Below are 21,376 nucleotides of genomic sequence, written 5' to 3' on the forward strand. Positions count from 1 at the left end.
CATCTGAATGTCCGGGCGCATGGAGGCGTGCGCCCGTATGCTGAGGAGGACTCTATGGCAACTGTTGCCGCACCTATCGATGCTACGTCGACTGCCGCTTGGAAGGCACTCGAGGCTCATCAGGAGAAGCTTGAGGCCGATGGTATCGACCTCAAGGCCTGGTTCGCTGCTGACGCCGACCGCGTGAACAAGCTGAGCTTTGACGCCGGTGACCTGCACTTCGATCTTTCGAAGAACCTGGTGACCGATGAGACCGTCAAGCTGCTGTGCGATCTTGCCCGCGAGGTGAAGCTCGAGGAGCGCCGCGACGCCATGTTCTCCGGCGAGCACATCAACACCACCGAGGACCGCGCCGTCCTGCACACCGCGCTGCGCCGCCCGGCAAGCGAGAAGGGCCAGCTCATCGTCGACGGCCAGGACGTCGTCGCCGACGTGCACGAGGTCCTGGACCGCATGTATGCCTTCGCCGAGCGCGTGCGCTCCGGTGAGTGGAAGGGTGTTACCGGCAAAAAGATCGAGCACCTGGTGTCCATCGGCATCGGCGGCTCCGATTTGGGCCCGGTCATGGCTTACGAGGCTCTGCGTCCCTATGCCGACGCCGGTATCGACTGCCGCTACATCTCCAACATCGACCCCAACGACCAGGCCGAGAAGCTCAAGGGCTTGGATCCCGAGACCACGCTCGTGATCATCGTCTCCAAGACCTTCACCACGCTCGAGACCCTCACCAACGCCCGCGAGGTCAAGACCTGGATGCTCGAGCAGCTCAAGGCTCAGGGCGCCATCGACGGCTCCGATGAGCAGAACGCCGAGGCCGTGGCAAAGCACTTCGTCGCCGTTTCCACCGCACTCGAGAAGGTCGAAGCCTTCGGTATCGACCCCGCCAACGCCTTCGGTTTCTGGAACTGGGTTGGCGGCCGCTATTCCGTTGACTCCGCCGTGGGCCTGTCGCTGATCGTCGTGCTCGGCCCCGAGCGCTTCCAGCAGTTCCTCGAGGGCTTCCACGCCATCGACGAGTACTTCTGCAACACCCCGCTCGAGAACAATGCCGTCGCGCTGATGGGCCTGCTCAACGTCTGGTACGTCAACTTCTTCGGTTCCAAGAGCCACGCCGTGCTGCCGTACTGCCAGTACCTGCACCGCTTCCCGGCCTACCTGCAGCAGCTCACCATGGAGTCCAACGGCAAGCATGTCCGTTGGGACGGCAGCGCCGTGACCTCCGACACCGGTGAGATCTTCTGGGGCGAGCCCGGCACCAACGGCCAGCATGCCTTCTACCAGCTGCTGCACCAGGGCACCGTGGTGGTTCCGGCCGATTTCATCGCCTTCGCCAATACCGCCAACCCTGCGACCGATAGCGGCCAGGACGTGCATGAGCTGTTCCTGGGCAACTTCCTGGCCCAGACCAAGGCGCTCGCCTTTGGTAAGACGGCCGACGAGGTCCGCGCCGAGGGCACGCCCGAGCAGATTGTCCCCGCCCGCTGCTTTGAGGGTAACCGTCCGACGACCTCGATCTTCGGCGACACGCTGACCCCGTTCGCGCTCGGCGAGCTCATCGCCCTGTACGAGCACATCACGTTTGTCGAGGGTACGGTCTGGGGCATCGATTCCTACGACCAGTGGGGCGTCGAGTTGGGCAAGCAGCTTGCCAAGCAGATCACCCCTGCCTTCCACGACGATGCCGCCAAGGCCGAGCAGGACGCTTCGACCCAGGCGCTCATCGAGTTCTATCGCGCGCATCGCAAGTAGTCGCTGCTGTTAACGCATCGCGCCTTATAGTCAGGGGCCCGTATCCTATCGGATGCGGGCCCCTTTGCTTTGCCGTGGTCCCGGGGCGCACGGCCTTTGTGGAACATCGCCGGGGCGCCGCGCGCTGCGAGAACCCTGCGCCTAGATCTCGGCCTCCGCATGGCCTCGCTGCGCCTCGGGCAGCTCCCCGTAGAGCGGATGGTCTTCGAGCCTAAAGCGCTCGACCTGTTCGGGAGTGCGACCGCGTACAAAGAGCCACGAGCGATCAATCGGCGTCGCCATGAGCGTGCTGGGCAGCGCGTCAGCGCGGTCGGAAAACACCCGGGCACTCTCGGGATCCTGGAACGCCAGCACCAGATGCGTGTCGCAGTTGCCCATGATGGAGCGTGCGCGTGCCTCGCCATAGAGCGCATCGAGCTGGTTGGTCGACTGCAGCAGCAGCGTTGCCCAGATGTTGCGGCTTCGGATAATCGAGAGCACGTTGTCGATCCTGGGGATCTGCAGATTTGCGAAGTCATCGAGCATAAAGCGCACGGGCACGGGCAGGCTGCCGTCGGGCTGCCTATCGGCTTCGCGAATGAGGCCCATAAACGCCTGCGTAATAAAGAGGCCGGTCAGCGGATCGAGATTGCGGTCAATATCGCTCACGGTTACAAACAGGGCGCAGGGGGTGTGTCCCATGGAAGCGAAGTCCACCTGATGGCACTCACGATAGAGCTGTGCCGCACCGTCGAATCCCAGACACATGACCTTTTCGGCAAGGATGCCGACGATGCTCGCGTGCATGCGCTCGGCATTTTGCGTAATGGCGTAGCGCCGCCATAGCGAGAGGGCATAGCTTTGGGGGTCGGTCGTGATCAGATCGTCAAACAATCGGGCCGTGGCACCGTCCTGCAGGTGCTCGATCAGCTTGATGACCGAGCTGATCGTCTGCTCGTCGGCGGGTAGCTGTTCGGTGACGTAGGCAATAAGACACGACAGCAGGTTTGCCGCCGCATGATCCCAAAAAGGCTGGTTGTTGTCCTCGATGGGGCAGATGGCCTTTGCCACCGAGAGGATGTCCTGCTGGTTGGGCCTGCCGTCCGCCTTGCGGCGAATGTGCCTCAGGGGGTTGTAGCCGCAGCGCTCGATGCCGAGCGCAAGGGCCGGGACGGTGTTGAGGTCGGCGAAGTTGAGGCATTGCACGCGGTAGCCGTGGGCTGCCAGCGCGGGTCCCACTTCGCGACAGAGCGTGCCTTTGGTGTCGAGCACGATGTAGCTTGCGTTCATTTGCAGCAGGTTGGGCTTGAGGACGTTTCGGGTCTTGCCGGCTCCCGAGGGGCCGATCACAAGTGCGTTGTTGTTGAGTCCCGTTTGGCGGGTGTCGCAGGAAAGCGTTCGATCCTTGGCGAGGATGGTGGACGATGCGGACTCAGATGCGGCGAGGCGGCTGGCGAGGTTAGACATGGGCGACCTCCTTGGTGGTCGAGAGGATTTCGTGGGCAAAGCCGAGCTCGACGGCGCGCTCGGCCGAAAGGTAGGTGTCTTTTGCAGTGAGGGACTGGATGCGCTTGGGCGTGAGGCCGCTGCGGTCCGAGAGGATTTGCGTGAGGGTCTTGCGGGTCTGCATGAGACGCCGGCTGGTTTCCTGCAGCGCAAGTGCCGAGCCGCCTGCCCCCTGGGGGATCAGCGGGTCGTGAATCATGAGCTCTGCATGGGGCGCCATACGGCGATCGTCACCGCCCATAAAGATCACGGCGCCCATGGACGCGGCGAATTCCAGGCAGACGGTGCGGATGGGGCACGATGCGAGGCGCATGGCGTCATAGATCGCAAGACCCGATCGCACGCTTCCGCCGACGCTGGCGACAAATATGGTGATGGGGCGGCTGGGGTCGGTGGCATCGAGCAGGCGGATCTGCTGGCATAGGTCGTGGGCCATCGGGGTTTCGATGTTTCCCATGACGGAGAGCTCGCGACGGGCGAGCATCTCATCGTAAATGCTGGTGAGCGTGATACCTCGGGCGGATTCACGCATGGTGAGGGGGCTGATGATGGGGGAATGATTGGTGTCCATGAGGACTCCTTTCTGTTGGTTGTGTTGTGGAATAGGATTGTTGCCCGCGGAGGGGCTGGCGGGCTACAGGGTTCGTCCGAGCCTGAGATCGAGCTCGGTTGTGGGGCAGGCTGCCTGTTCGTGTGGCTCGCAAGCGCCAAGGGCTCCAAAGCGATAGAGCGTTGCGGCGGGCGTGGTGTAGGCGAGCCGCAGCTGATGCTCGACAGGGGCACATCCGTCATTTTTGTAATGAGCCGCGTAGTACTGCGCGATGCTGGCGTTCATCTCGCTGCCATTGCGATGGCGCTCAAACTGGCGTCTGCAGGTCTCGATGATCTTTGCTACCGACTTGGGTGCCGTCGCGGGAACAAGGGCGAGATAGCCCTCAAATAGCTCGTTGATGCTCAGGAGGCACAGCGGGTCGATCAGCGTCCTTATGGCTGCTCCCTCGGCAGAAAAATGCGCGGTCATGCGGTTATATCGGTTGCGGTCGACGATGGCCGCATGGGGTCTTGGAGTTTTCTGCCCCGTGGTCCCGGGCTTTTGCCGCGCCTGTGTATTGAGCTCGACGTTGCAGCGCTTGAGGCCGTCCAACGGAAGGAACAGTGCGGTGCGCAGGGTGTTCCGCTTACTTTCGAGTTCATGACGCTCGTCGGGTTCCCATTCGAGCTTGAGTTTCGTGTCGAGCGCCGTAAGCATATGGGCTAGGCAGCCTACGGTAAGAACGTACGAATCGTTGTCGCGTTTTGGGGCATAGGGGTCTGTCAGCTTGCGAATGTCGGGGTCGCCCATGATCTTTGTGCAGCGCTTCAGCAGTTGAGGGTGGTCGGCCAAGATCGTCGCGAGCGGTAGCGACGCGTAGTTCTTTATGGTCGCGGCGGCAAAGGCGGCGTCATATTCGTTTGCATATGCTCGCTCAATGCGGGCATCCAGAATGCTTTTCTTATCGCCGTCTTCAGCGTGGTGGTTTGTCATAGCTTCTCCAATCGGTTGATGTTCGTGCTGTTTGTTGATGTGTTGGTTGTCGTGAGTGATGTGCTTGCCGTGGGTGATGTGCTGACGTTGGGGTGCTATGCGGTTTTCAATGAGCCCGTGAGGCAGTTGCTGCAGGGGCGGGATGGAACGGCCCATGCAAGGCGGAAGGCATCGTGCTCAAAATCGAGACAGCAATGCCCTGGGTGCCTCACATGTGGCAGTTACCTCATTAAGTTGTCATTGCGTTTGGGGTTGTACTTTGCCGATCTTCTTTCTCTTACACGCTGAAAACTGAAACTGAATATGCTCGATCAAACGATGACCACCGGAGCGGTCATCTTTAAAGTACGTTCGTTTTGCTGATTTGACAAGAACTAATTTTGAATTTTTTTCTACGGGATGAAATGAGATTTGTGGAACGGTCGCGATTGGTGTCGCCAGCTTTGCATGTGGTGGCTCGGCGTTTGGGCTGGAACGACTGAGCCCCGAGATGGCGTCCCGTTCATGTTTGAGACAATATATGACTTTTTGCCCGTTGCAAACAGAGTCGCGGTGGGTGTTCTGTATGATGGCTCAGACAAGGTTGTTCAATGACAGGGAGGCATATATGGCAATCAAAGCCATCGCAATGGATATCGACGGTACGCTCACCAACGACCAGAAAGTGATTAGCCCGCGTACGCGCGAGAAGCTGCTCGCGGCGCAGGAGTCGGGCATTAAGCTCATTTTGGCTTCGGGCCGTCCCGCATGGGGGCTGCACGCCTTGGCGCAGGAGCTCGACCTTCAAAACCATGACGGTCTGCTGGTGGCCTTTAACGGCGCTCACGTCGTCGATGCCCAGACCGACGAGGTGCTGTTCGATCAGGCTATGTCTGCCGACGAATTGCATCGCCTGATTGATCACCTGCGTAATTTTGACGTGATCCCTATGATTTCGCTCGGTCGCGATCTGCATGTCGAGGACTCGTATCATTGCATGATCACGCTGCCTGACGGCTCGCAGAAGAATATCGTCAAGTATGAGCGCGACGCGTGCGATCTTAAGATTCGCGAGGTGGAGAGCCTGCATGAGGTCGCTGATGCTTATCCCGTGGACAAGCTGCTCACTGCGGGCGACCCGGCCTATTTGCAAGCGCATCACGAGGAGATGTACGCGCCCTTTACTCAGACGCTTTCTGGTATGTTTACGGCCGACTGGTACTTTGAGTTTACGGCGCCCGGTATCGACAAGGCCCGTGCGCTCGAGGGTGCCCTGCCCAAGCTCGGCATCGATGCCAGCGAGGTCGTATCGTTTGGCGACGGCCAGAACGACAAGTCCATGATTGAGTGGGCGGGTACCGGTGTTGCCATGGGTAACGCCGTCGACGAGGTCAAAGCTGTGGCCCAGATGGTGACCGCCAATAACAACGAAGACGGTATTGCGGTGGCGCTGGATAAGCTGCTGGGTTAGAATCGCCGATAATGCATGGTTCGGGCGCCTGCTTACAGGCGCCCTTTTGTTAGGGAGGGTGCCGTGTCCGCATTTCCGTTCGACGCCGTTATCTTTGACATGGACGGCGTGATTGTCGATACCGAGTATTACTACCTGGGCGAGACCGCAGCTTTTGCCAAGGAGCTTGGGTTGAACCTGACTCAAGAGGAATTGAACGGGCAGGTCGGTACTTCGCATCAGTTCTTCCTGCATATGCTGGTCGATTGGTTTGAGCGCGCCGGTAAGGGGCATTTCACTGGCGAGGAAGCGTTGGCCCGTTGGGACGAGTGGGCGCATAAGCGTCCGCGCGACTATCAGGCTTTGATTAACCCAGGCGCCGTGGATACGATTCGAGAGCTGCCGCGCCGTGGCGTTCGCGTGGCGCTTGCCAGCTCGTCTCCCATGGTTAGCATCGAGGAAGTGCTCAATGCGTGCGGGCTGTCGGATGCCTTTGAGTATGTGGTGAGCGGCGAGCAGTTTAAGGAGAGCAAGCCCGAGCCCGACATCTACCTGCATGCGCTGGATCTCCTGGGGCTGCCCGCGAATCGCTGCTGCTGCGTTGAGGATTCGGTGCCTGGCATCACTGCCGGCAAGCGAGCCGGCCTGACAGTCATTGCCAAGCGCGAGGAGCGCTTTGGATTTAGCCAAGATGCCGCGGACAAGATTATCGACCAGCTGCCGGAGCTGCTGGAACTCGCGTGGATCCTGGGCGGTACTGCTGTTACAACGGTAGTACCGTTGGCATAAGAGAGAGGTGGCGTCATGGCTTTTAACGTGAGCGCACTGGGGTTTGGCGACAACGTCGTCGACCGTTACGAGCATATTCACACTATGTATCCGGGTGGCAATGCGGTGAACTTTGCCGTGTATGCCAAGAAGTGCGGTGCCGCGCGCTCCGCGTATATGGGCATCTTTGGTAATGACGCTGCTGCCGAGCATGTGATTGCGAGTCTTGAGGATGAGGACGTTGAACTAGCCAAATGCAAGCAGCTCATCGGCGAGAACGGTGCGGCGCGCGTTACTGTGGTTGATGGTGATCGTGTATTTCTGGGGTCTAACGATGGTGGCATCCGTGGTGATGCGCGCTATGTGCTCGATCGTTTTGATCTGGCGTATATGAAACAGTTTGATGTGGTTCATTCGGGTAACTATTGCTTTACCGAGCGCGAGCTGCCTAAGCTGAAGGCAGCGGGTATTACCGTTTCGTTTGACTTCTCGGATGATTCGACCGACGAGTACTACGAGCAGATTGCTCCCTACGTTGACTTCGCGTTCTTTAGCGCGGCAGACGCCGCGAGTGAGGATGAGATTCGCGAGCGTCTGGCATGGGTGAGGAGCCTAGGTCCGCGTTTCGTATCGGCAACGGCTGGCGCTGAGGGCTGCATTGCCTATGATGGCGATCGTTATTACCGCCAACTGGCTAAGCCGGTAACGGATATGAAGGACACCATGGGTGCGGGCGACTCATTCCTGACTTCGTTCCTGATGTGTTATCTCGATTCCGTCAAGCGTGGCGAGGATGGTGCCGAGGCCATCGAGCGTGCACTCGACTTTGCGGCGGGGTTTGCTTCGACCGTATGCGGCATGGAAGGCTCCTGGGGCCATGGAGTGCCGATTTCCGAATAGGTGAGCAGTCCCGGGGAGTCGAATTGTCGCCCCCCGGGACTCCATGGACAAAAAATGCTAAATATGAGTACTGTCACTAATTTAGTAACAGCGAAATTAAGCTATTGAGGGCCTAGTTGGGTGTCTGCGAGTGATTAAAACCTGCTAAAAATGACTTTAACCACCTTAAAGTGCCTTGATAATGGATAGCTGTACATTATCAAGGCACTATTTTGCCGTAAAATAATGTGACTGGATTTGCAACAGTACTCATATTTGGCATTTTTTGCCCACCGGGGCTAGCGAAGGTCAAAAACAGAGTGCGCATTTGCTAAAACTGCCGACTCGATGCACTCTGCGTCGCGGTTTTTGAGTGAGGCGATGCGTTCTGAGGTCCATGTGAGCGATCTGATAAGCGACTGTGCGCTTGTTTCGGTGTTTGCCTCCGCCGGCGCATCGGTCTCGAGCAGTAAACGATCGAGTGGGATCTGTCGGGCGTATTCGCGACCGCGCTTGGTGGCGAGCATCCGCTCGTTCACGGAAAAATAACAGCCCGCATTACGCGCGCGGACGAGTTCGTCCGAAGTACCGCTAAACCAGTGGAAGATGATAGCGGGGGAGTCGGGGTTTGGGATGAGTAGTCCATGCGATTCGAGGACGTCCAGTACGGCTCCTGCCGAACGAACGTCGTGAATTGATATCACACGCCCGGTAAGAGGATGTTGCGCGAGAGCCTCGCAGAGCCGGTCAAGTGCCTGTGTTTGCAGCGGCTCGCTTCCGGCAAAGCGCGCAGAAAAGTCGAGTCCCACCTCGCCGATGTAGCGCTCTTGGGCTGCAACTTCGCAAAGCAGATTGATTTCGGCAGGACCGCAGCGACCGTCGGCAAGCCACCAGGGGTGAAGCCCAATGCCGGCGATGATGCTTGGTTGGCGATGGGCGCGCTCGTTTGCGGCCGAAAAGTCACGTGGATCGACGCCGCAATCAAATAGGCCCAAGCCCAGTGCCGTCGCCTCATCGGCAACGGCGTCCGGGTGAGCCATCAAATCAAGATGGCAGTGTGCATCAAATAACCGGGGCTCCATCTCGGCGCACTCCGCTAGTCCAGGCGTTGGCCGTCGGCGCGCACACGCTCGGTGCCGCGTCCACTGATCTGGCGGATAACCTCGCCGGCAATCATCTGACCCATGATGGGCGGCATAAAACTAGCGGTACCCAACTCGGTACGCTCGTGGATGTTGGACGGGTCGCGGGGTTGGGTCTTAACCGATTCCTCGCAGCTAAACAGCACGTGCAGACTCTTGATTCCGCGCTTCTTACATTCTTTGCGCATGATGCGGCTCATGGGGTCGCGTACCGTATCGAAAATGTCGGCAAAGCGGAGGCACTCGGGATGGAGCTTGTTGGCCCCGCCCATGGAGCTAACCAAACGAATGTCGTGGTCCTGAGCATATTTGGCAATGGTGAGCTTGGCCGAGATGGTGTCGATGGCGTCGACGACGTAGTCGAGCTTGCCGTCCGTCTGCTCCAAAACGCTCGCGAAGAACTCGTCGATGTTGTCGCTCAGCAGGTATTCGGTGCGTTTGATAACGGTGGCGGTGGGATTGATGTCGTGGATCATGGCTTCCATAACATCGACCTTGCGCTTGCCGATGGTGCTGTGAAAGGCGATAGCCTGGCGATTGATATTGCTGGGCGCGACGATGTCCTTGTCCAGAATGACGAAATGACCAATGCCGCCGCGGGCGAGTGCCTCGCAGCAGTTGGAGCCCACGCCTCCGCAGCCGAGCACCAACACCGTAGCATCGGCGAGCTTATCGAGTGCCTCGCGGCCCATGATGATCTCGAGCTTGGTGTCGCGTGTCTCGATGGGTGAAGCGGCTATGGTTTCGGTCATGGATATCCTCCGATGGGGAAGCGAATCGTGTTTTAGCTATCGCCATTATAGGTATTATTGCGATTCCATTTGAGCCCTTGGGCTTGTTGAAATGGGATCGGGGTTCGCATAAGATTGAAGCAGATGGCACCCGTTGCAGCGGGTTGGCCAACTCTAAAACACGTTTGTAGCGTGAGAAGTGGCCGTCTTCGCATTACGCGGAGGCGGCTATTTTTTTGAGTACAAGATTAGATAGTTAGACAAACATCTAAATATCGAGTATAGTGTGCGCGTCATGAGAGATGATGAGAGGAGGTCCTATGCCGGGAGAGGGTTTTAAGGCGCTTGCCGATCCAACGCGACGGCGCATTTTGGAGTTGCTGCGCGAGGGCAATTGCACGGCGGGGGAGCTTGCCGAGCATTTCGATATCAGTAAGCCGTCGCTGAGCCATCACTTGGCGACGCTCAAAAACGCCGGGTTGGTGACCGACGAGCGCCATGGCCAAAACATCGTATACAGCTTAAACACCACCGTCATGCAGGACTTGATCGGTTGGTTTATGGGCTTTACAAACACGGAAGGTGATAAGGATGAATAACGAAAACAAGGGCATTCACCCCACGGGGGTATCGCGGCGTGTGTGGATTGCGCTGATCGCTCTGTGCGTCGCCAATGTCGTAGCGCACCTCATGGTGATGCCGAGCTTGCCTGCGCAGATTCCCACGCACTGGGGAGCGAGCGGCGCCGTCGACGGTTGGGGTCCTAGCTGGATGGCATCGGCGCTCGGCGCGTTGCCGCTGGCGCTTCTCGCAATGTTCTGCGTGGTGCCGCGCATCGACCCCAAAGGTGAGGCATATCGAACCTCGGGCAAGTTCTACCAGGGCTTCGTAATCGCCTTCACCTTGTTCATGTGCGCCATAAGCTGGCTGGGAGAGCTTACGGTCTGGGGCGTGGTGCCGGCGGTCGGTTCGGTTAACGTGCTGATTTCCGGTGTTGTCGGTTTGCTGTTCATCGGCGTAGGCAACTACTTGCCGCGTGTGAAGCAGAACTATACGCTCGGTATCAAGACACCCTGGGCGCTTGCCGATCCCGAGAACTGGCGCCGTACGCAGCGTTTTGGCGGCGCCTGCTTTATGGTGCTGGGTATTGGCCTGATTGTGATGGGCGTGGCGGGCAGCGTGCTTTCGAGTGAAGTCGTCGCCGCGGTGATTGCGGTTCTGGCGTTTGGTTCGGTTGGAGCCGTCTACGTCTACTCGTATCTGTTGTGGCGCAAATCGCAGCGAGCCGCTCGTTAAGGTTGCGGAAAACTAGCGTACGCAGTTCATAGTATGTTCCGGGGGACTTTTCCCAGGTAGTATTAGGGGGTGTGGGCAACCATGCCCCTTTTTCGTTACGTTTCAGAGCTGGTTCCCTCATTTCGTTTCCACTAAAGCGAATCAAGAATAGGGAAACAGCAGGTAGAAAGGATAGAACAGACATATGGCGGAGTTTATCTACCAGATGTATCAGGCTCGCAAGGCCCATGGCGACAAGGTGATCCTTGACGACGTGACCCTGAGCTTCTACCCCGGTGCCAAGATCGGCGTCGTGGGTCCCAACGGCATGGGCAAGTCGACCCTGCTCAAGATCATGGCCGGCATCGAGGAGGTCTCCAACGGCGATGCTAGGCTCACCCCCGGCTACACCGTGGGCATCCTGCAGCAGGAGCCGCCGCTCGACGACGACAAGACCGTCATCGAGAACGTGCGCATGGCGTTTGGCGACATGATCGCCAAGGTCGATCGCTTCAACAAGATCGGCGAGGAGATGTGCGACCCGGATTGCGACATGGACGCCCTCATGGCCGAGATGGGCAAGCTCCAGGACGAGATCGACGCCGCCGACGGTTGGGATATCGATTCCAAGCTCGGCCAGGCCATGGACGCCCTGCAGCTGCCCGATTCCGACATGCCGGTCAACGTACTTTCCGGCGGCGAGCGCCGCCGTGTGGCCCTGTGCAAGCTGCTGCTCGAGGCTCCCGACCTGCTGCTGCTCGACGAGCCCACGAACCACCTAGACGCTGAGTCGATCCTGTGGCTCGAGCACTTCCTGCATAACTACCAGGGCGCGGTGCTTGCCGTCACGCACGATCGCTACTTCCTGGATAACGTTGCCGAGTGGATCTGCGAGGTCGACCGTGGTCACCTTTATCCCTACAAGGGCAATTACTCCACGTATCTGGAGACCAAGGCCGCGCGTATCGAGGCGCAGGGCAACCGCGACGCCAAACTCGCCAAGCGCATGGAGGCCGAGCTCGAGTGGGTGCGCAGCTCGCCCAAGGCCCGCCAGGCCAAGAACAAGGCCCGTCTGGCTCGCTACGAGGAGATGGAGGCCGAGGCCCGCGCAAGTCAGAAGCTCGACTGGACCGACATCCGTATCCCTGTGGGCCCGCGTCTGGGCAACAAGGTGCTCGAGGCTCATCACCTGCACAAGGAGTTCGATGGTCGTGTGCTCATCGACGACCTATCGTTCACCCTGCCGCGCAACGGCATCGTGGGCGTCATCGGCCCCAACGGCGTCGGTAAGACCACGCTGTTCAAGACGATTGTGGGTTTGGAGCCGCTGACTTCGGGCGAGCTCGAGGTGGGCGAGACCGTCAAGATTTCTTACGTCGACCAGAACCGTTCCGGCATCGACCCCGATAAGAACCTATGGGAGGTCGTCTCGGACGGCCTGGATCACATGATGGTCGGCGAGACCGAGGTCCCCAGCCGCGCGTACGTGGCGAGCTTTGGCTTTAAGGGCCAGGACCAGCAGAAGCGCGCCGGCGTACTCTCCGGTGGCGAGCGCAACCGTCTGAACCTGGCACTCACGCTCAAGCAGGGCGGCAACTTGCTGCTCCTCGACGAGCCCACCAACGATCTCGATGTCGAGACGCTGTCCTCGCTCGAGGCGGCGCTGCTCGAGTTCCCGGGCTGCTCGGTGGTCATTAGCCACGACCGTATGTTCCTGGACCGCGTCGCCACGCACATTCTGGCGTGGGAGGGCACCGACGAGAATCCGGGCAACTGGTATTGGTTCGAGGGCAACTTCGAGGCCTATCAGGCCAACCGCATCGAGCGCCTGGGCGAGGACGCAGCCCAGCCGCATCGTATCCACCGTAAGCTGACGCGCGACTAGTAGCAAGTAGAAAGGCCGCCACCAAGGGCGGCCTTTCTTGTAGCAATTGCACTGCAGCTATGCCCTGGCTGCTGGTTTGATTCATAATCAAAGTCATCTCTTTGGGATTAAAGCCCGTTTTTGCTATGAGTGATTTTCTAATTCCGTTTAAAACGTAAAGACGCATTGGGTTGCAAGGACATAAGCAAATCGAATTGAAATATAACCAGTGCTGTAACGTTACAAAAAAGATTATAGAATAGGAGTACCTTATAAGTCGCTTCTCTAGAAAGAAGAACATATGCTTTCGCGTCGTCGTTTTCTGCAACTTGTCGCGTCTTCAATTGTCGCCTTAGCCGCACGTCCGAAAGAGGTTTTTGCTTCGACGGGCAATATTGATGGTGAGCAGATACAATTTACTTCTGAAATTGCGCAAGAGCTTGCCGATAAATATATAAAGGGACTCCTCGGCTATTCGTATACGCCTTCTGACCCTATTCCTTTTGTAGATGTTGATGGGTCCCCGCTTGGTTACATTGTTCCGGTTGTGACATCCAATAGAGCCGCGGGCTATTTGGTTTTAGATGCTTCAGATGATGAAATACTTACGGGATATCGTTTTGGAGACGGCTTAGTCAGCCCTATGGATCGGGGAGGAGATCTTGGTGTCGAGTCTTATTCTTTCAATAACCCAGTCGTAATGATCAATCCATTCGAATTCGGCGTGCAATCTTTGGACGGTTCAATAACAACAAATTGCGGAAGAACAATCCCGGCTGTTTCCATAGAAGGACGGCCTGTCGTTTTATCGAATAAACCTTCAAGCTGGAACGATGTTGTAATTTACGCAACTCAAATGCAGGATTACACAGTATCTGGATTTCGTTCCATTTCTCAGTTTATGTCATATGATGAAAGCGAGATTAAGAGGCTTACCGCCCACTATGCTTGTATGGTGACAGCTTTTTCGAACGTTGCGGAACTGTATGGCATTGCCAATTTATATAGCGACCCTTCGCAATATATGCAGATATGGAATTACACCAATACCCATGCTCTTTCCGATGAAGAACAGACTGTTCCCGGCGTTGTTTTGGGTGGAACGCCGATATCAACCTGTGCAACGGGGTTTACAAATTACTGCGCAAGCAGAGGAAGTACTCTTATCGCCCGCACTGTCTCCTCTCCGGCTATCGCGAGCATTCAAAATGAGATTAACTATAATAGACCGAATGTTATACATGCGAGTTTGTACAACGGATCAGCCCATTCTGTAACAGCGGAGGCTTACGCCACACTTACTGGTAAGAAAACTGGAGAGACAAGGCAGATGATTGGCATAGCGGACGGCTGGAATTCATCTTTATCCTTCCTGAAGTATGATCAGAGCTATTATGCGTGGACTTATGGAACGACTTTTTCGAAGTAGGGCGATTCGTCTAGCTCTGTCTTTGGTGCTGATGGCTTCATTGGTGGGCTGTTCAACAAAGGAAGAGATATCGCGCGGAGGTTCCGGAGAAGTGACTGCGACAGACTCAGGTTCATTAGAAATAGCTGGCGGGCATGCCGATGTGATGTTACAAGGAAAAGGCGTGCTTAGGTCGATTGATGCTGAAGACGCTGTCTGCTCAATAGAGGATTTGAAGACAGGTGAAACTGCATCGTACCGTGTTTCAGATAATGCTGCGAATATGATTGAGTCGATACCGATTGGAGCACAAGTTTCTTTTAGGTATTTTGCTCCGCAACTTGAGGAGGAGCTTGCTTCTCTGGTGTCTATATGTGCTGATGACAGCCAAAAGGTCTGATTTCAAACGGCCCTGGATGGTCAAATGGCTATCCACGGCCGTTTTGTCACTCGGCCGGGGCGTTGACCTTGTCGATGACCCAGGCGGCACCGAGGCCACCGGTGGTGTTGTGGCGGATGCGCACAGTGACTTCGTGGCGCTCGCCGGCCTGCGTGTAGCGCAGGGGGAAGCTTGCGCGGTTTCGCGCGGCCTCGATGGTACCGCGCTCGCGGGCAATCCAGTAGTACTCGCCGACGATGCCGAGCGTGTCGGCGCCGTAGGGGAGATAGGTCGACAGCTGGTGCAGAAGCGGGCCGGGGCAGAAGACTTCGGTTGCGAAATCGACGGGGAAGTCCTCGGGGATGGCGGGCGCTGCAGGTGCGGGGGTTGGGGCCGCTGCGGGTACCGAAGCCGGTGCCGGTGCGGGAATTCGGTCGCAAGCAGCGGCGGGCACGGATTCGATGACGGGTGCGGGCTCCAGCGTCGCTTCCGGCTTGATCGTGGAATCTGCGGGCTTCACGGTGACGGGCGCGTCTGCAGCTGCAGTTTCAACCTCAACCTGCGTCGCGTTCTCGTTCTCGACGCTCGACTTTGCCTCGATGGGCGTGGATGCCATGGTGGTGATGCCGGCGTTTGCGTTCTCGGGGTCATAGACGACCGTGAGCGAGATGGCGGGCTGCGGCGTCTCGGGCTCCGGCGCCGACTCGGTAGCGCCTTGATCGTCGGGCTCGTCGGGCTGATCGTCCTCGGTCTCGTCGCCAAAGACATCGCTGTTTTGGAACGCAGGCGTTTCGGGCTGGTCAGCGGCTTCTTCGGTTGTCGACTTGGGAGCTTCGTTGAGCTCCGCAGTGGCTTCCTGCTCGGATATGACTTCGGGATCGGTCGTGGCGGTGATTTCGGTGTCGGCTTCTGCCGTTACCTCAATAGCGACTTCGATCTCTGCCTCGGGCTCGGGCTCCGGAGCGACTTCGGCCACGGGCTCGGGCTCGGCGCGCTTAACGTGCTTGGGGCGCACGGCCTTGAGGTCCTTCTCGCCGCGCTTTTTCTTTTTGTAGGACTGCTTGGCACCCTTGGCAGCCTTGGGCTTGTCCTCGCCCTTGGCAAGGGCGGCATCCCAGGCCTCGTTGGCGATGAGCGTGGCATACAGGCGACCGCCCTTAAAGACGGTCAGCCTTATGCAGTCGTCGAGCTCCTCGAGCAGCTCGCGCGTGGACTCGAAGCCCAGGTCATAAGCGGCCATGTCACCAGCAGCGAGCGCCTCCTCGACCTGCGTCATAAACGTTTGCTTGCCGCACCCAATCGCATCACGCAGCAGACGATACAGATAGATGTGGTTGCCCAGCGATAGCGTGGGCTTAACTATTGTCTTGCTCATGGCAAATCTCCTCTTTACACACCAAAGCATCTTACCATCGCGCGGGGCTTGCTACCTCGGCGCCCAAGGCAAACGGGCGCGACCGTTGCCGGTTCGCGCCCGTTATACAGGTCGATTATCTATGAGGGGCAAACGTGCTTAGTTGCCCGATGCCGTGCCTTGGCTCGAGCTGTCAGATGCCGTGCCGGACGCGGTTCCACTCGAGCTGTTCGAGTTGCTGGTGTTGCTGCTGTCTGCTGAGCCCGTTCCCGACGTGGTGTCGCTCGTCTGGTCGCCCGTGCTCGGTTGAGAGCCGTCAGTCGTTTGGCTTGAGTCGGTTGTGCCGGATTGCGTACCGTTGTTGTTCACAGAAGAATCGGCGCCCTGCGACTGATCGGGGGTGTTCGAGGACGAGTCGGTGGATGCGGAGGTGCCCTGCGAGTCGTCCTGCTGGCTTTGCGATTGACCAGTGCTGTCCGCGTCGTGCTCGGTCGTGCGTGACGACAGAATCGGCTCGGGACGCTCGCCCAGACCCTCACCGGCGGTGGTGATAAGGATGGCAGCGGTGCAGGCGATAACCGCGACGATGGCGATGGCGATCGAGAAGATGATGACCTTCTTTTGCGTCTGGCTGCGCTTTGCCGCCGCCTTGGCGCGCAGGCTGTCGGGGGCGACGCGCGCCGTGGTCGCGCGCCCTGCAATCTGGCGCATCTCCTGGGTAGTCGCGGCGCCGCCTAAGTGCTCCTCGGCATTTAATTCAACGGGTTCATAGGCGCCGGCGGGGTAGTCGACGGTGGCGTGCGTACCTTTGAGGGCTTCGGCGCTGGCAGAGATAAAGTGGCGGTAGACCTGCGAGGACACAACGGTGATGACCGAGCTCACAGCGGCACCGATCACCGATCCGGCGATACCGATCTTGGAGGCAAGCGCGACGCTTGTAGCGGCAGCTGCGGCGCCGGCGATGATCTGGGGAATGGAAATGTCGTCAAACAGGCCCTTTTTGGGCGCGATGGCCATGGTCTGGCCGATGGAATGGTTTTCGTGAACGCCGTTGTTGAGCGATGCCGGCGTCATGACACGTGTGCGCGGCGCGTCGGTGTACTTGGTTGTCATACGGGGTCCTCCCGGTATAAATCTGCTTCGTTTCGTGTAGCCATCAGGGTACCCACCAGATGTGAATCGTACGTGACATTTAACAGATACCATCAACTCATCAAGGGGGCTTGCTGTCTTTGGTGCAATAGCTTGATGCTAAACTGGATTAACGATTGCGAGGTGGTTTACGTGATGTACCCGTATATGACATTCGAAGACGGTACCGAGGTCGTTCATTCTGACCTGATAACAGATGGGGATATCGAAAAGGTTATCGTGCATTTTGAACGACCGACGGTAGAGGGCTTCGACTCCGCTCGCTGTGAGTTGCCTTCCTGTTCGTGGACTGACTGGGAAGGGCATTTTACTCAGAGTGAAAAACGAGCTTTCGAAGAGTGTTTGAGCAAATAATTTAGATTAGTTCGAGTTTAGTTCGAATAAAGAAGCCGAATACGATGACCTAAAGCGTATGCATTTTTAGTATTAGATGCGTATGAAATGGAGGATGTGAATGGATGAGCTAATAGACTTTAAAAAACGATTTCTCAAGAATGGCGAGCTGGTTTCAATTCCAAAAAAGGAAAGCTATAAAAGAATCATGCTGCTATGGGCCGTCTCTTTCTTTGAATTAAATACAAGTTATACGGAGCTTCAGGTTAATCGTGTGCTGTCACAGCTCTATCCTGATTATGCCGTGTTGAGGCGGTACTTGGTTGATTATGGATTCCTATTAAGGGATGAGCGAGGCCTGAAATACGAGGTTAATCCTGATGTTCACGGTATTGAGAGCTAGCCGTCCGGTTCGGGTCCTATATATTGCTAGAGGGATAAGCGAAATAGGCAATTGGTGTGCGAATATTGCTTTGCCAATGCTGATTTACGAGGTAACTCACGATGTTTCTGCAACTGCTTTGATGGTCTGCTGCAGATTTGCCCCCGCTCTGTTTTCAGTTGCGCTCGCGCAGCTGCCTCAGAAGATGGGTATCGGGACACTGCAGGCCATGAGATTGGCAGACTTAATTCGCGCGGGATTATTCGTTTGCTATATTTTTGTTGATAGTAAATGGAGTATGTTTGCTATTACGTGCGCGGTATCGCTTTGCCGAACGGTTGAAATGCCCTGCTTTTACTCGTTGTTAAGAGCCAATACGAATAGTATCAATCGCGACGTAATTAATAATTCGTTTGGGTTTCTGCAGAATTTGATGATGGTTCTGGGGCCAGTTGCCGGCGGTTTTGTTGTCGCTCAATTTGGGGCGGAGGCTGTTCTTGCATTAGACGCGCTTTCTTTTGCCGCGTCGTTCTGGTTGCTGCGAGATGTTCCGTCGGTTATCGAGGTTAATGATAAAGAGGGGATAAGCAAAAATGAAAAAAACTGGACTGCATTTAGTGATCTTAACGCGAAGCACTTGGCAATTGGTTTCCTATTAATCGATATTTCTAGTGGCGTGGCATTCGGATCTCTGAATTCTCTTTTGCCAGCTATAGCGCAATTGCAATTTGACTCGTCATCGATACAATACGGATTCCTTCAGAGTAGTCTTACAATCGGACTGTTGTTCGGAAATACAATATACGGTCGTTTAATCAGTGGTTCCGATTGCGTTAAATCATATTGTTTTGTGACGTATCTTGCGCTCGGTGCGTATCTGGCGTTTGGCTATCGCTATGCGTCTGGGATATCGTTTATTTTCCTTTTTATCGTCGGTGCCGGAAACGCCATTCAAGATGTGCTTCTCATAACATCGCTGCAGGATTTGGCGAGAGACGGATCTGAATCGATGAGCCTGTTTTCAATTAGGGAGTCTTTGCAATCGGTTGCTGTTGTTATTTCAACACTCCTTGTTTCGCTGTTCACGAGCATCGCGATGTTCTCAATTCTCGTTACAGGACTTGGTGTATTTTCAATTATGATGGTAGTTGTGTTTCAATTGAATTATTTGCGAAAGATGTGACGTTGATATGCCTAAAACGCTTTTAGTATTTCCCCCAGGATGGAGTCCAGTGGGGCCGTATCTTGCCTTGCCTGTTTTGAAGTCATATCTTCAAGAGGTTGAACAATACAAAGTTGACATTGTTGACTTAAACGTGGAATTTTACGATGACCTCCTATCTTTTAGACATGTCGAAGAGTGCTGTAAAAGGTATCGGGAATCAAAGGATTCGTTTAGTTCGAATGTTCAATTAACAATCGAGTTGATACAAAAGTCAGCACTTAATGTTGACGAGGCAAAAGATATTTTCAGATCGAAGAGATACTTTAATCTAAAAGAAAGACAATATGCTGAAAACATTTTTAGAAATGCACTCTATATCATAAATCACGTCTCATATGGAGTTAAATACACGTTCAACTCCATAGATCTGCCCTATGATTATTATTCGACACCAGAAATAATGAAATCGCTTGCGGATACCTTGCATAATCCGTTTATTTCCTTCTATGAAACTGCCTTTCTTAAGCGTATTCAGAGGGAAAAAATCGAGTTTATTGGGATTTCGGTGAGCGGCTGTTTCCAATTGATTTCTGCAGTTACGTTAGCGAAACTGATTAAAGAAGAATGTCCATCTGTTAAACACGTCTCATTGGGCGGCAATTACATTACTCGTTTAGCAGATGACTGCATGAAAGAATGGCATCCCTTTTTTGAATACATTGATTCGATAATGATGTATGACGGCGAAGAGCCGCTTGCACGTCTTCTTGAGGCTCTTGACTCTGGTGATGACAATCTCGACTGTGTTCCAAACCTTTGCCATGCTAAAGGTGGAAAGATATATAAAAACCATCGGATTGAGCAAACATTTATCAACGATACAGTTCCCGATTTCGATGGCTTCGCCCTTTCTAAATACTTCATGCCTGAGTTAATATTGCCGGTTTATTCCTCTAGGCAGTGTTTTAATCATTGCGCCTTCTGCACCATTCCCGGTGCTACCGGTGGTTGTTACCGAAAGATGCCTATATCGAGAGTATTTGAAATAATGTGTCGGTTAAATGAAAAATACGGCACGAGAGTTTTCTCTTTTGTGGATGAAACATTCGAAGGCAAAAGAATGGAGCAACTCGCGGATGAAATAAACGCATCGGGAAAAACGTTTTTCTGGCATGGAGAAACGAGGTTCTCTCCAACCCTAAGTACAGACGTTTTCAACAAGATATACCAAAGTGGATGTAGGCAGATTCAGTTTGGCCTCGAGTCATACAACCAAAGAGTTCTTGATCTAATGAAGAAGAACACGAGAGTTGATTGGATTGATCGCAATATCCATGATTGTCTCAATGCGGGTATTCCTGTTCATCTATTCTTTATGATTGGCTTTCCGACCGAAACTAAAGAAGAGGCTCTGAACACCTTAGCTTATACAGAGAATGTTTTGAATTATTCAAAACAGGTATGTGGTGTTCCATATTCCACGAGAGGATTTACGAATTTTGGTCTCGTTATGGGGTCGGATGTTTGGAATCATCCCGATAAGTATGGTGTCTCTGTAATGCCGAAGTCCCAATATGAGGATTTGCGCCTCGAAGTGGATTATGTTTCAGGCACTGGTTTAACTTTAAATGAAGCAAAATCCTTATCTGATGAGCATCATATTGATTTTTATATGCAAGAGGTCATAAACGGTAGCGACACAATTGACTTGCCCCAGCGGCTTCATATTTCAGAGGTGACCTGGATCCTAGATTCTATTCACGCTGTCAGGTATAAGGGACATTTGACCAAAGTAAAGCGACGGCTAACTAGTCTAAATCCAGCTGATCGAATCTGGCTGGATTCCAAGACCTCTGTCGTGCTCGTTGAGCCATTTGCCTACTTCTATAATTCTGAATACCATCATGTCTATGCTGTTTCCCAGTTGGTATACCTTAAGTTGGCCCGTTTATTGGAGGCCGATTGTAGCATTTCTCTTATCCTTGATCAGGGCGACCTCGAGCTGACAAGGGCGATAGAAGAACTGTTGCATTATGGATTGCTGAATACAAATATCGATGCCGATTATGTAATGCACGATAATGGTTTTCAATTGGTTAAAAGTTCGTTTGTGAAAGAAGTCGGACGCTCAAAAGAGGGGTTAAGAGTACTGCTGAGTTGTGCCACCCATAGAATGTGTGCGGTTAATGATTTTTCGTTCGCTTTGCTTTCGTTGTTTGAAAAGCCGATTACTAAGAACGAGGTGCGCGACATTTTGAAAAAAGAGGGACTATCGGCAAGGTTGATTTCCGATCTCAACCGAACATATTGAGCGAATAGGCCGTTCCCGCAGTTAGCCGAACGCCCCCGCGGCCCC

At 55.1% G+C, this 21,376-nt stretch carries 19 protein-coding genes; 12 read left to right on the forward strand and 7 right to left on the reverse strand.

Features of this window, described 5'->3' with window-relative positions; translation table 11 throughout:
- Positions 1–54 precede the first annotated feature (54 nt).
- Entirely contained in the window at positions 55–1,749 is a 1,695-nt protein-coding gene (gene pgi / locus AB5Z20_RS06525) for a glucose-6-phosphate isomerase (RefSeq protein WP_138112106.1), read from the forward strand.
- 141 nt (positions 1,750–1,890) lie between these two features.
- On the opposite strand, the gene AB5Z20_RS06530 is transcribed toward pgi, so the two are convergent.
- The 3 genes from AB5Z20_RS06530 to AB5Z20_RS06540 all read right to left on the reverse strand — a co-directional run bounded on the left by AB5Z20_RS06530 (position 1,891) and on the right by AB5Z20_RS06540 (position 4,915).
- On the reverse strand, positions 1,891–3,195 hold the full coding sequence (locus tag AB5Z20_RS06530; RefSeq protein WP_138112109.1) for a VirD4-like conjugal transfer protein, CD1115 family: 1,305 nt from the start codon (positions 3,193–3,195) through the stop codon (positions 1,891–1,893).
- A complete protein-coding gene (locus AB5Z20_RS06535) occupies positions 3,188–3,805 on the reverse strand; it encodes an ATP-dependent Clp protease proteolytic subunit (RefSeq protein ID WP_238022799.1) in 618 nt (205 codons plus the stop codon). The genes AB5Z20_RS06530 and AB5Z20_RS06535 overlap by 8 nt, the downstream gene beginning before the upstream one ends.
- Before the next feature lie 63 nt (positions 3,806–3,868).
- Entirely contained in the window at positions 3,869–4,915 is a 1,047-nt protein-coding gene (locus tag AB5Z20_RS06540) for a hypothetical protein (RefSeq protein ID WP_368156708.1), read from the reverse strand.
- Between the two features lie 451 nt (positions 4,916–5,366).
- Here AB5Z20_RS06540 and AB5Z20_RS06545 point away from each other — a divergent pair, with 451 nt between their 5' ends.
- From AB5Z20_RS06545 to AB5Z20_RS06555, 3 genes are all read left to right on the forward strand, one after another.
- Positions 5,367–6,209 carry a Cof-type HAD-IIB family hydrolase gene (locus AB5Z20_RS06545; RefSeq protein ID WP_271760152.1) on the forward strand — a complete coding sequence of 281 codons (843 nt, stop codon included), beginning with the start codon at positions 5,367–5,369 and terminating at the stop codon, positions 6,207–6,209.
- 63 nt (positions 6,210–6,272) lie between these two features.
- A complete protein-coding gene (locus AB5Z20_RS06550; protein WP_368156709.1) occupies positions 6,273–6,977 on the forward strand; it encodes an HAD family hydrolase in 705 nt (234 codons plus the stop codon).
- 15 nt (positions 6,978–6,992) lie between these two features.
- A complete protein-coding gene (locus AB5Z20_RS06555; protein WP_368156710.1) occupies positions 6,993–7,856 on the forward strand; it encodes a PfkB family carbohydrate kinase in 864 nt (287 codons plus the stop codon).
- Between the two features lie 278 nt (positions 7,857–8,134).
- Here the strand turns inward: AB5Z20_RS06555 and AB5Z20_RS06560 are convergent, their stop codons facing one another.
- The gene (locus AB5Z20_RS06560; protein WP_368156711.1) at positions 8,135–8,917 is read right to left on the reverse strand and encodes a TatD family hydrolase; all 783 of its coding nucleotides are present in this window, start codon (positions 8,915–8,917) and stop codon (positions 8,135–8,137) included.
- 14 nt (positions 8,918–8,931) lie between these two features.
- Positions 8,932–9,729, reverse strand: coding sequence for a tRNA threonylcarbamoyladenosine dehydratase (locus tag AB5Z20_RS06565; RefSeq protein WP_368156712.1), 798 nt, complete (start codon positions 9,727–9,729; stop codon positions 8,932–8,934).
- Positions 9,730–10,028: 299 nt separating this feature from the next.
- On the opposite strand from AB5Z20_RS06565, the gene AB5Z20_RS06570 reads away from it, so the two are divergent.
- The 5 genes from AB5Z20_RS06570 to AB5Z20_RS06590 all read left to right on the forward strand — a co-directional run bounded on the left by AB5Z20_RS06570 (position 10,029) and on the right by AB5Z20_RS06590 (position 14,655).
- On the forward strand, positions 10,029–10,307 hold the full coding sequence (locus AB5Z20_RS06570; RefSeq protein WP_022094448.1) for an autorepressor SdpR family transcription factor: 279 nt from the start codon (positions 10,029–10,031) through the stop codon (positions 10,305–10,307).
- Positions 10,300–11,004, forward strand: coding sequence for an SdpI family protein (locus tag AB5Z20_RS06575; protein WP_368156713.1), 705 nt, complete (start codon positions 10,300–10,302; stop codon positions 11,002–11,004). The genes AB5Z20_RS06570 and AB5Z20_RS06575 overlap by 8 nt, the downstream gene beginning before the upstream one ends.
- A gap of 184 nt (positions 11,005–11,188) precedes the next feature.
- Positions 11,189–12,868 (forward strand): energy-dependent translational throttle protein EttA, encoded by a 1,680-nt coding sequence (gene ettA, locus AB5Z20_RS06580; protein WP_055251458.1) that lies wholly within the window; start codon positions 11,189–11,191, stop codon positions 12,866–12,868.
- A gap of 280 nt (positions 12,869–13,148) precedes the next feature.
- A complete protein-coding gene (locus AB5Z20_RS06585) occupies positions 13,149–14,276 on the forward strand; it encodes a hypothetical protein (RefSeq protein WP_368156714.1) in 1,128 nt (375 codons plus the stop codon).
- A gap of 31 nt (positions 14,277–14,307) precedes the next feature.
- Positions 14,308–14,655 (forward strand): hypothetical protein, encoded by a 348-nt coding sequence (locus AB5Z20_RS06590; protein ID WP_250787632.1) that lies wholly within the window; start codon positions 14,308–14,310, stop codon positions 14,653–14,655.
- Between the two features lie 46 nt (positions 14,656–14,701).
- Here the strand turns inward: AB5Z20_RS06590 and AB5Z20_RS06595 are convergent, their stop codons facing one another.
- Both AB5Z20_RS06595 and AB5Z20_RS06600 read right to left on the reverse strand, forming a co-directional pair.
- Positions 14,702–16,009: a hypothetical protein gene (locus AB5Z20_RS06595; protein WP_368156715.1), complete on the reverse strand. Its 1,308-nt coding sequence runs from the start codon at positions 16,007–16,009 to the stop codon at positions 14,702–14,704.
- A gap of 138 nt (positions 16,010–16,147) precedes the next feature.
- On the reverse strand, positions 16,148–17,101 hold the full coding sequence (locus AB5Z20_RS06600) for a hypothetical protein (protein ID WP_368156716.1): 954 nt from the start codon (positions 17,099–17,101) through the stop codon (positions 16,148–16,150).
- Positions 17,102–17,594: 493 nt separating this feature from the next.
- On the opposite strand from AB5Z20_RS06600, the gene AB5Z20_RS06605 reads away from it, so the two are divergent.
- From AB5Z20_RS06605 to AB5Z20_RS06615, 3 genes are read left to right on the forward strand one after another with little or no spacing between them, the layout of a single operon-like run.
- The gene (locus tag AB5Z20_RS06605; RefSeq protein ID WP_196022588.1) at positions 17,595–17,876 is read left to right on the forward strand and encodes a DUF2087 domain-containing protein; all 282 of its coding nucleotides are present in this window, start codon (positions 17,595–17,597) and stop codon (positions 17,874–17,876) included.
- The gene (locus AB5Z20_RS06610) at positions 17,854–19,038 is read left to right on the forward strand and encodes an MFS transporter (RefSeq protein WP_215673814.1); all 1,185 of its coding nucleotides are present in this window, start codon (positions 17,854–17,856) and stop codon (positions 19,036–19,038) included. Before AB5Z20_RS06605 ends, AB5Z20_RS06610 begins: the two co-directional genes overlap by 23 nt.
- A gap of 7 nt (positions 19,039–19,045) precedes the next feature.
- Entirely contained in the window at positions 19,046–21,331 is a 2,286-nt protein-coding gene (locus tag AB5Z20_RS06615) for a radical SAM protein (RefSeq protein WP_368156717.1), read from the forward strand.
- The last annotated feature ends 45 nt before the right edge of the window (positions 21,332–21,376 follow it).

This window comes from Collinsella aerofaciens (assembly GCF_040910245.1).
Lineage (GTDB): Bacteria > Actinomycetota > Coriobacteriia > Coriobacteriales > Coriobacteriaceae > Collinsella.

Bases quoted from the DNA above. Each gene is read 5' to 3' on its own strand.
- pgi (WP_138112106.1), top strand. From the start codon at position 55: ATGGCAACTGTTGCCGCACCTATCGATGCTACGTCGACTGCCGCTTGG.
- AB5Z20_RS06530 (WP_138112109.1), bottom strand. From the start codon at position 3,195: ATGTCTAACCTCGCCAGCCGCCTCGCCGCATCTGAGTCCGCATCGTCC.
- AB5Z20_RS06535 (WP_238022799.1), bottom strand. From the start codon at position 3,805: ATGGACACCAATCATTCCCCCATCATCAGCCCCCTCACCATGCGTGAA.
- AB5Z20_RS06540 (WP_368156708.1), bottom strand. From the start codon at position 4,915: ATGGGCCGTTCCATCCCGCCCCTGCAGCAACTGCCTCACGGGCTCATT.
- AB5Z20_RS06545 (WP_271760152.1), top strand. From the start codon at position 5,367: ATGGCAATCAAAGCCATCGCAATGGATATCGACGGTACGCTCACCAAC.
- AB5Z20_RS06555 (WP_368156710.1), top strand. From the start codon at position 6,993: ATGGCTTTTAACGTGAGCGCACTGGGGTTTGGCGACAACGTCGTCGAC.
- AB5Z20_RS06560 (WP_368156711.1), bottom strand. From the start codon at position 8,917: ATGGAGCCCCGGTTATTTGATGCACACTGCCATCTTGATTTGATGGCT.
- AB5Z20_RS06565 (WP_368156712.1), bottom strand. From the start codon at position 9,729: ATGACCGAAACCATAGCCGCTTCACCCATCGAGACACGCGACACCAAG.
- AB5Z20_RS06570 (WP_022094448.1), top strand. From the start codon at position 10,029: ATGCCGGGAGAGGGTTTTAAGGCGCTTGCCGATCCAACGCGACGGCGC.
- AB5Z20_RS06575 (WP_368156713.1), top strand. From the start codon at position 10,300: ATGAATAACGAAAACAAGGGCATTCACCCCACGGGGGTATCGCGGCGT.
- ettA (WP_055251458.1), top strand. From the start codon at position 11,189: ATGGCGGAGTTTATCTACCAGATGTATCAGGCTCGCAAGGCCCATGGC.
- AB5Z20_RS06585 (WP_368156714.1), top strand. From the start codon at position 13,149: ATGCTTTCGCGTCGTCGTTTTCTGCAACTTGTCGCGTCTTCAATTGTC.
- AB5Z20_RS06590 (WP_250787632.1), top strand. From the start codon at position 14,308: ATGGCTTCATTGGTGGGCTGTTCAACAAAGGAAGAGATATCGCGCGGA.
- AB5Z20_RS06595 (WP_368156715.1), bottom strand. From the start codon at position 16,009: ATGAGCAAGACAATAGTTAAGCCCACGCTATCGCTGGGCAACCACATC.
- AB5Z20_RS06600 (WP_368156716.1), bottom strand. From the start codon at position 17,101: ATGACAACCAAGTACACCGACGCGCCGCGCACACGTGTCATGACGCCG.
- AB5Z20_RS06605 (WP_196022588.1), top strand. From the start codon at position 17,595: ATGGATGAGCTAATAGACTTTAAAAAACGATTTCTCAAGAATGGCGAG.
- AB5Z20_RS06610 (WP_215673814.1), top strand. From the start codon at position 17,854: ATGTTCACGGTATTGAGAGCTAGCCGTCCGGTTCGGGTCCTATATATT.
- AB5Z20_RS06615 (WP_368156717.1), top strand. From the start codon at position 19,046: ATGCCTAAAACGCTTTTAGTATTTCCCCCAGGATGGAGTCCAGTGGGG.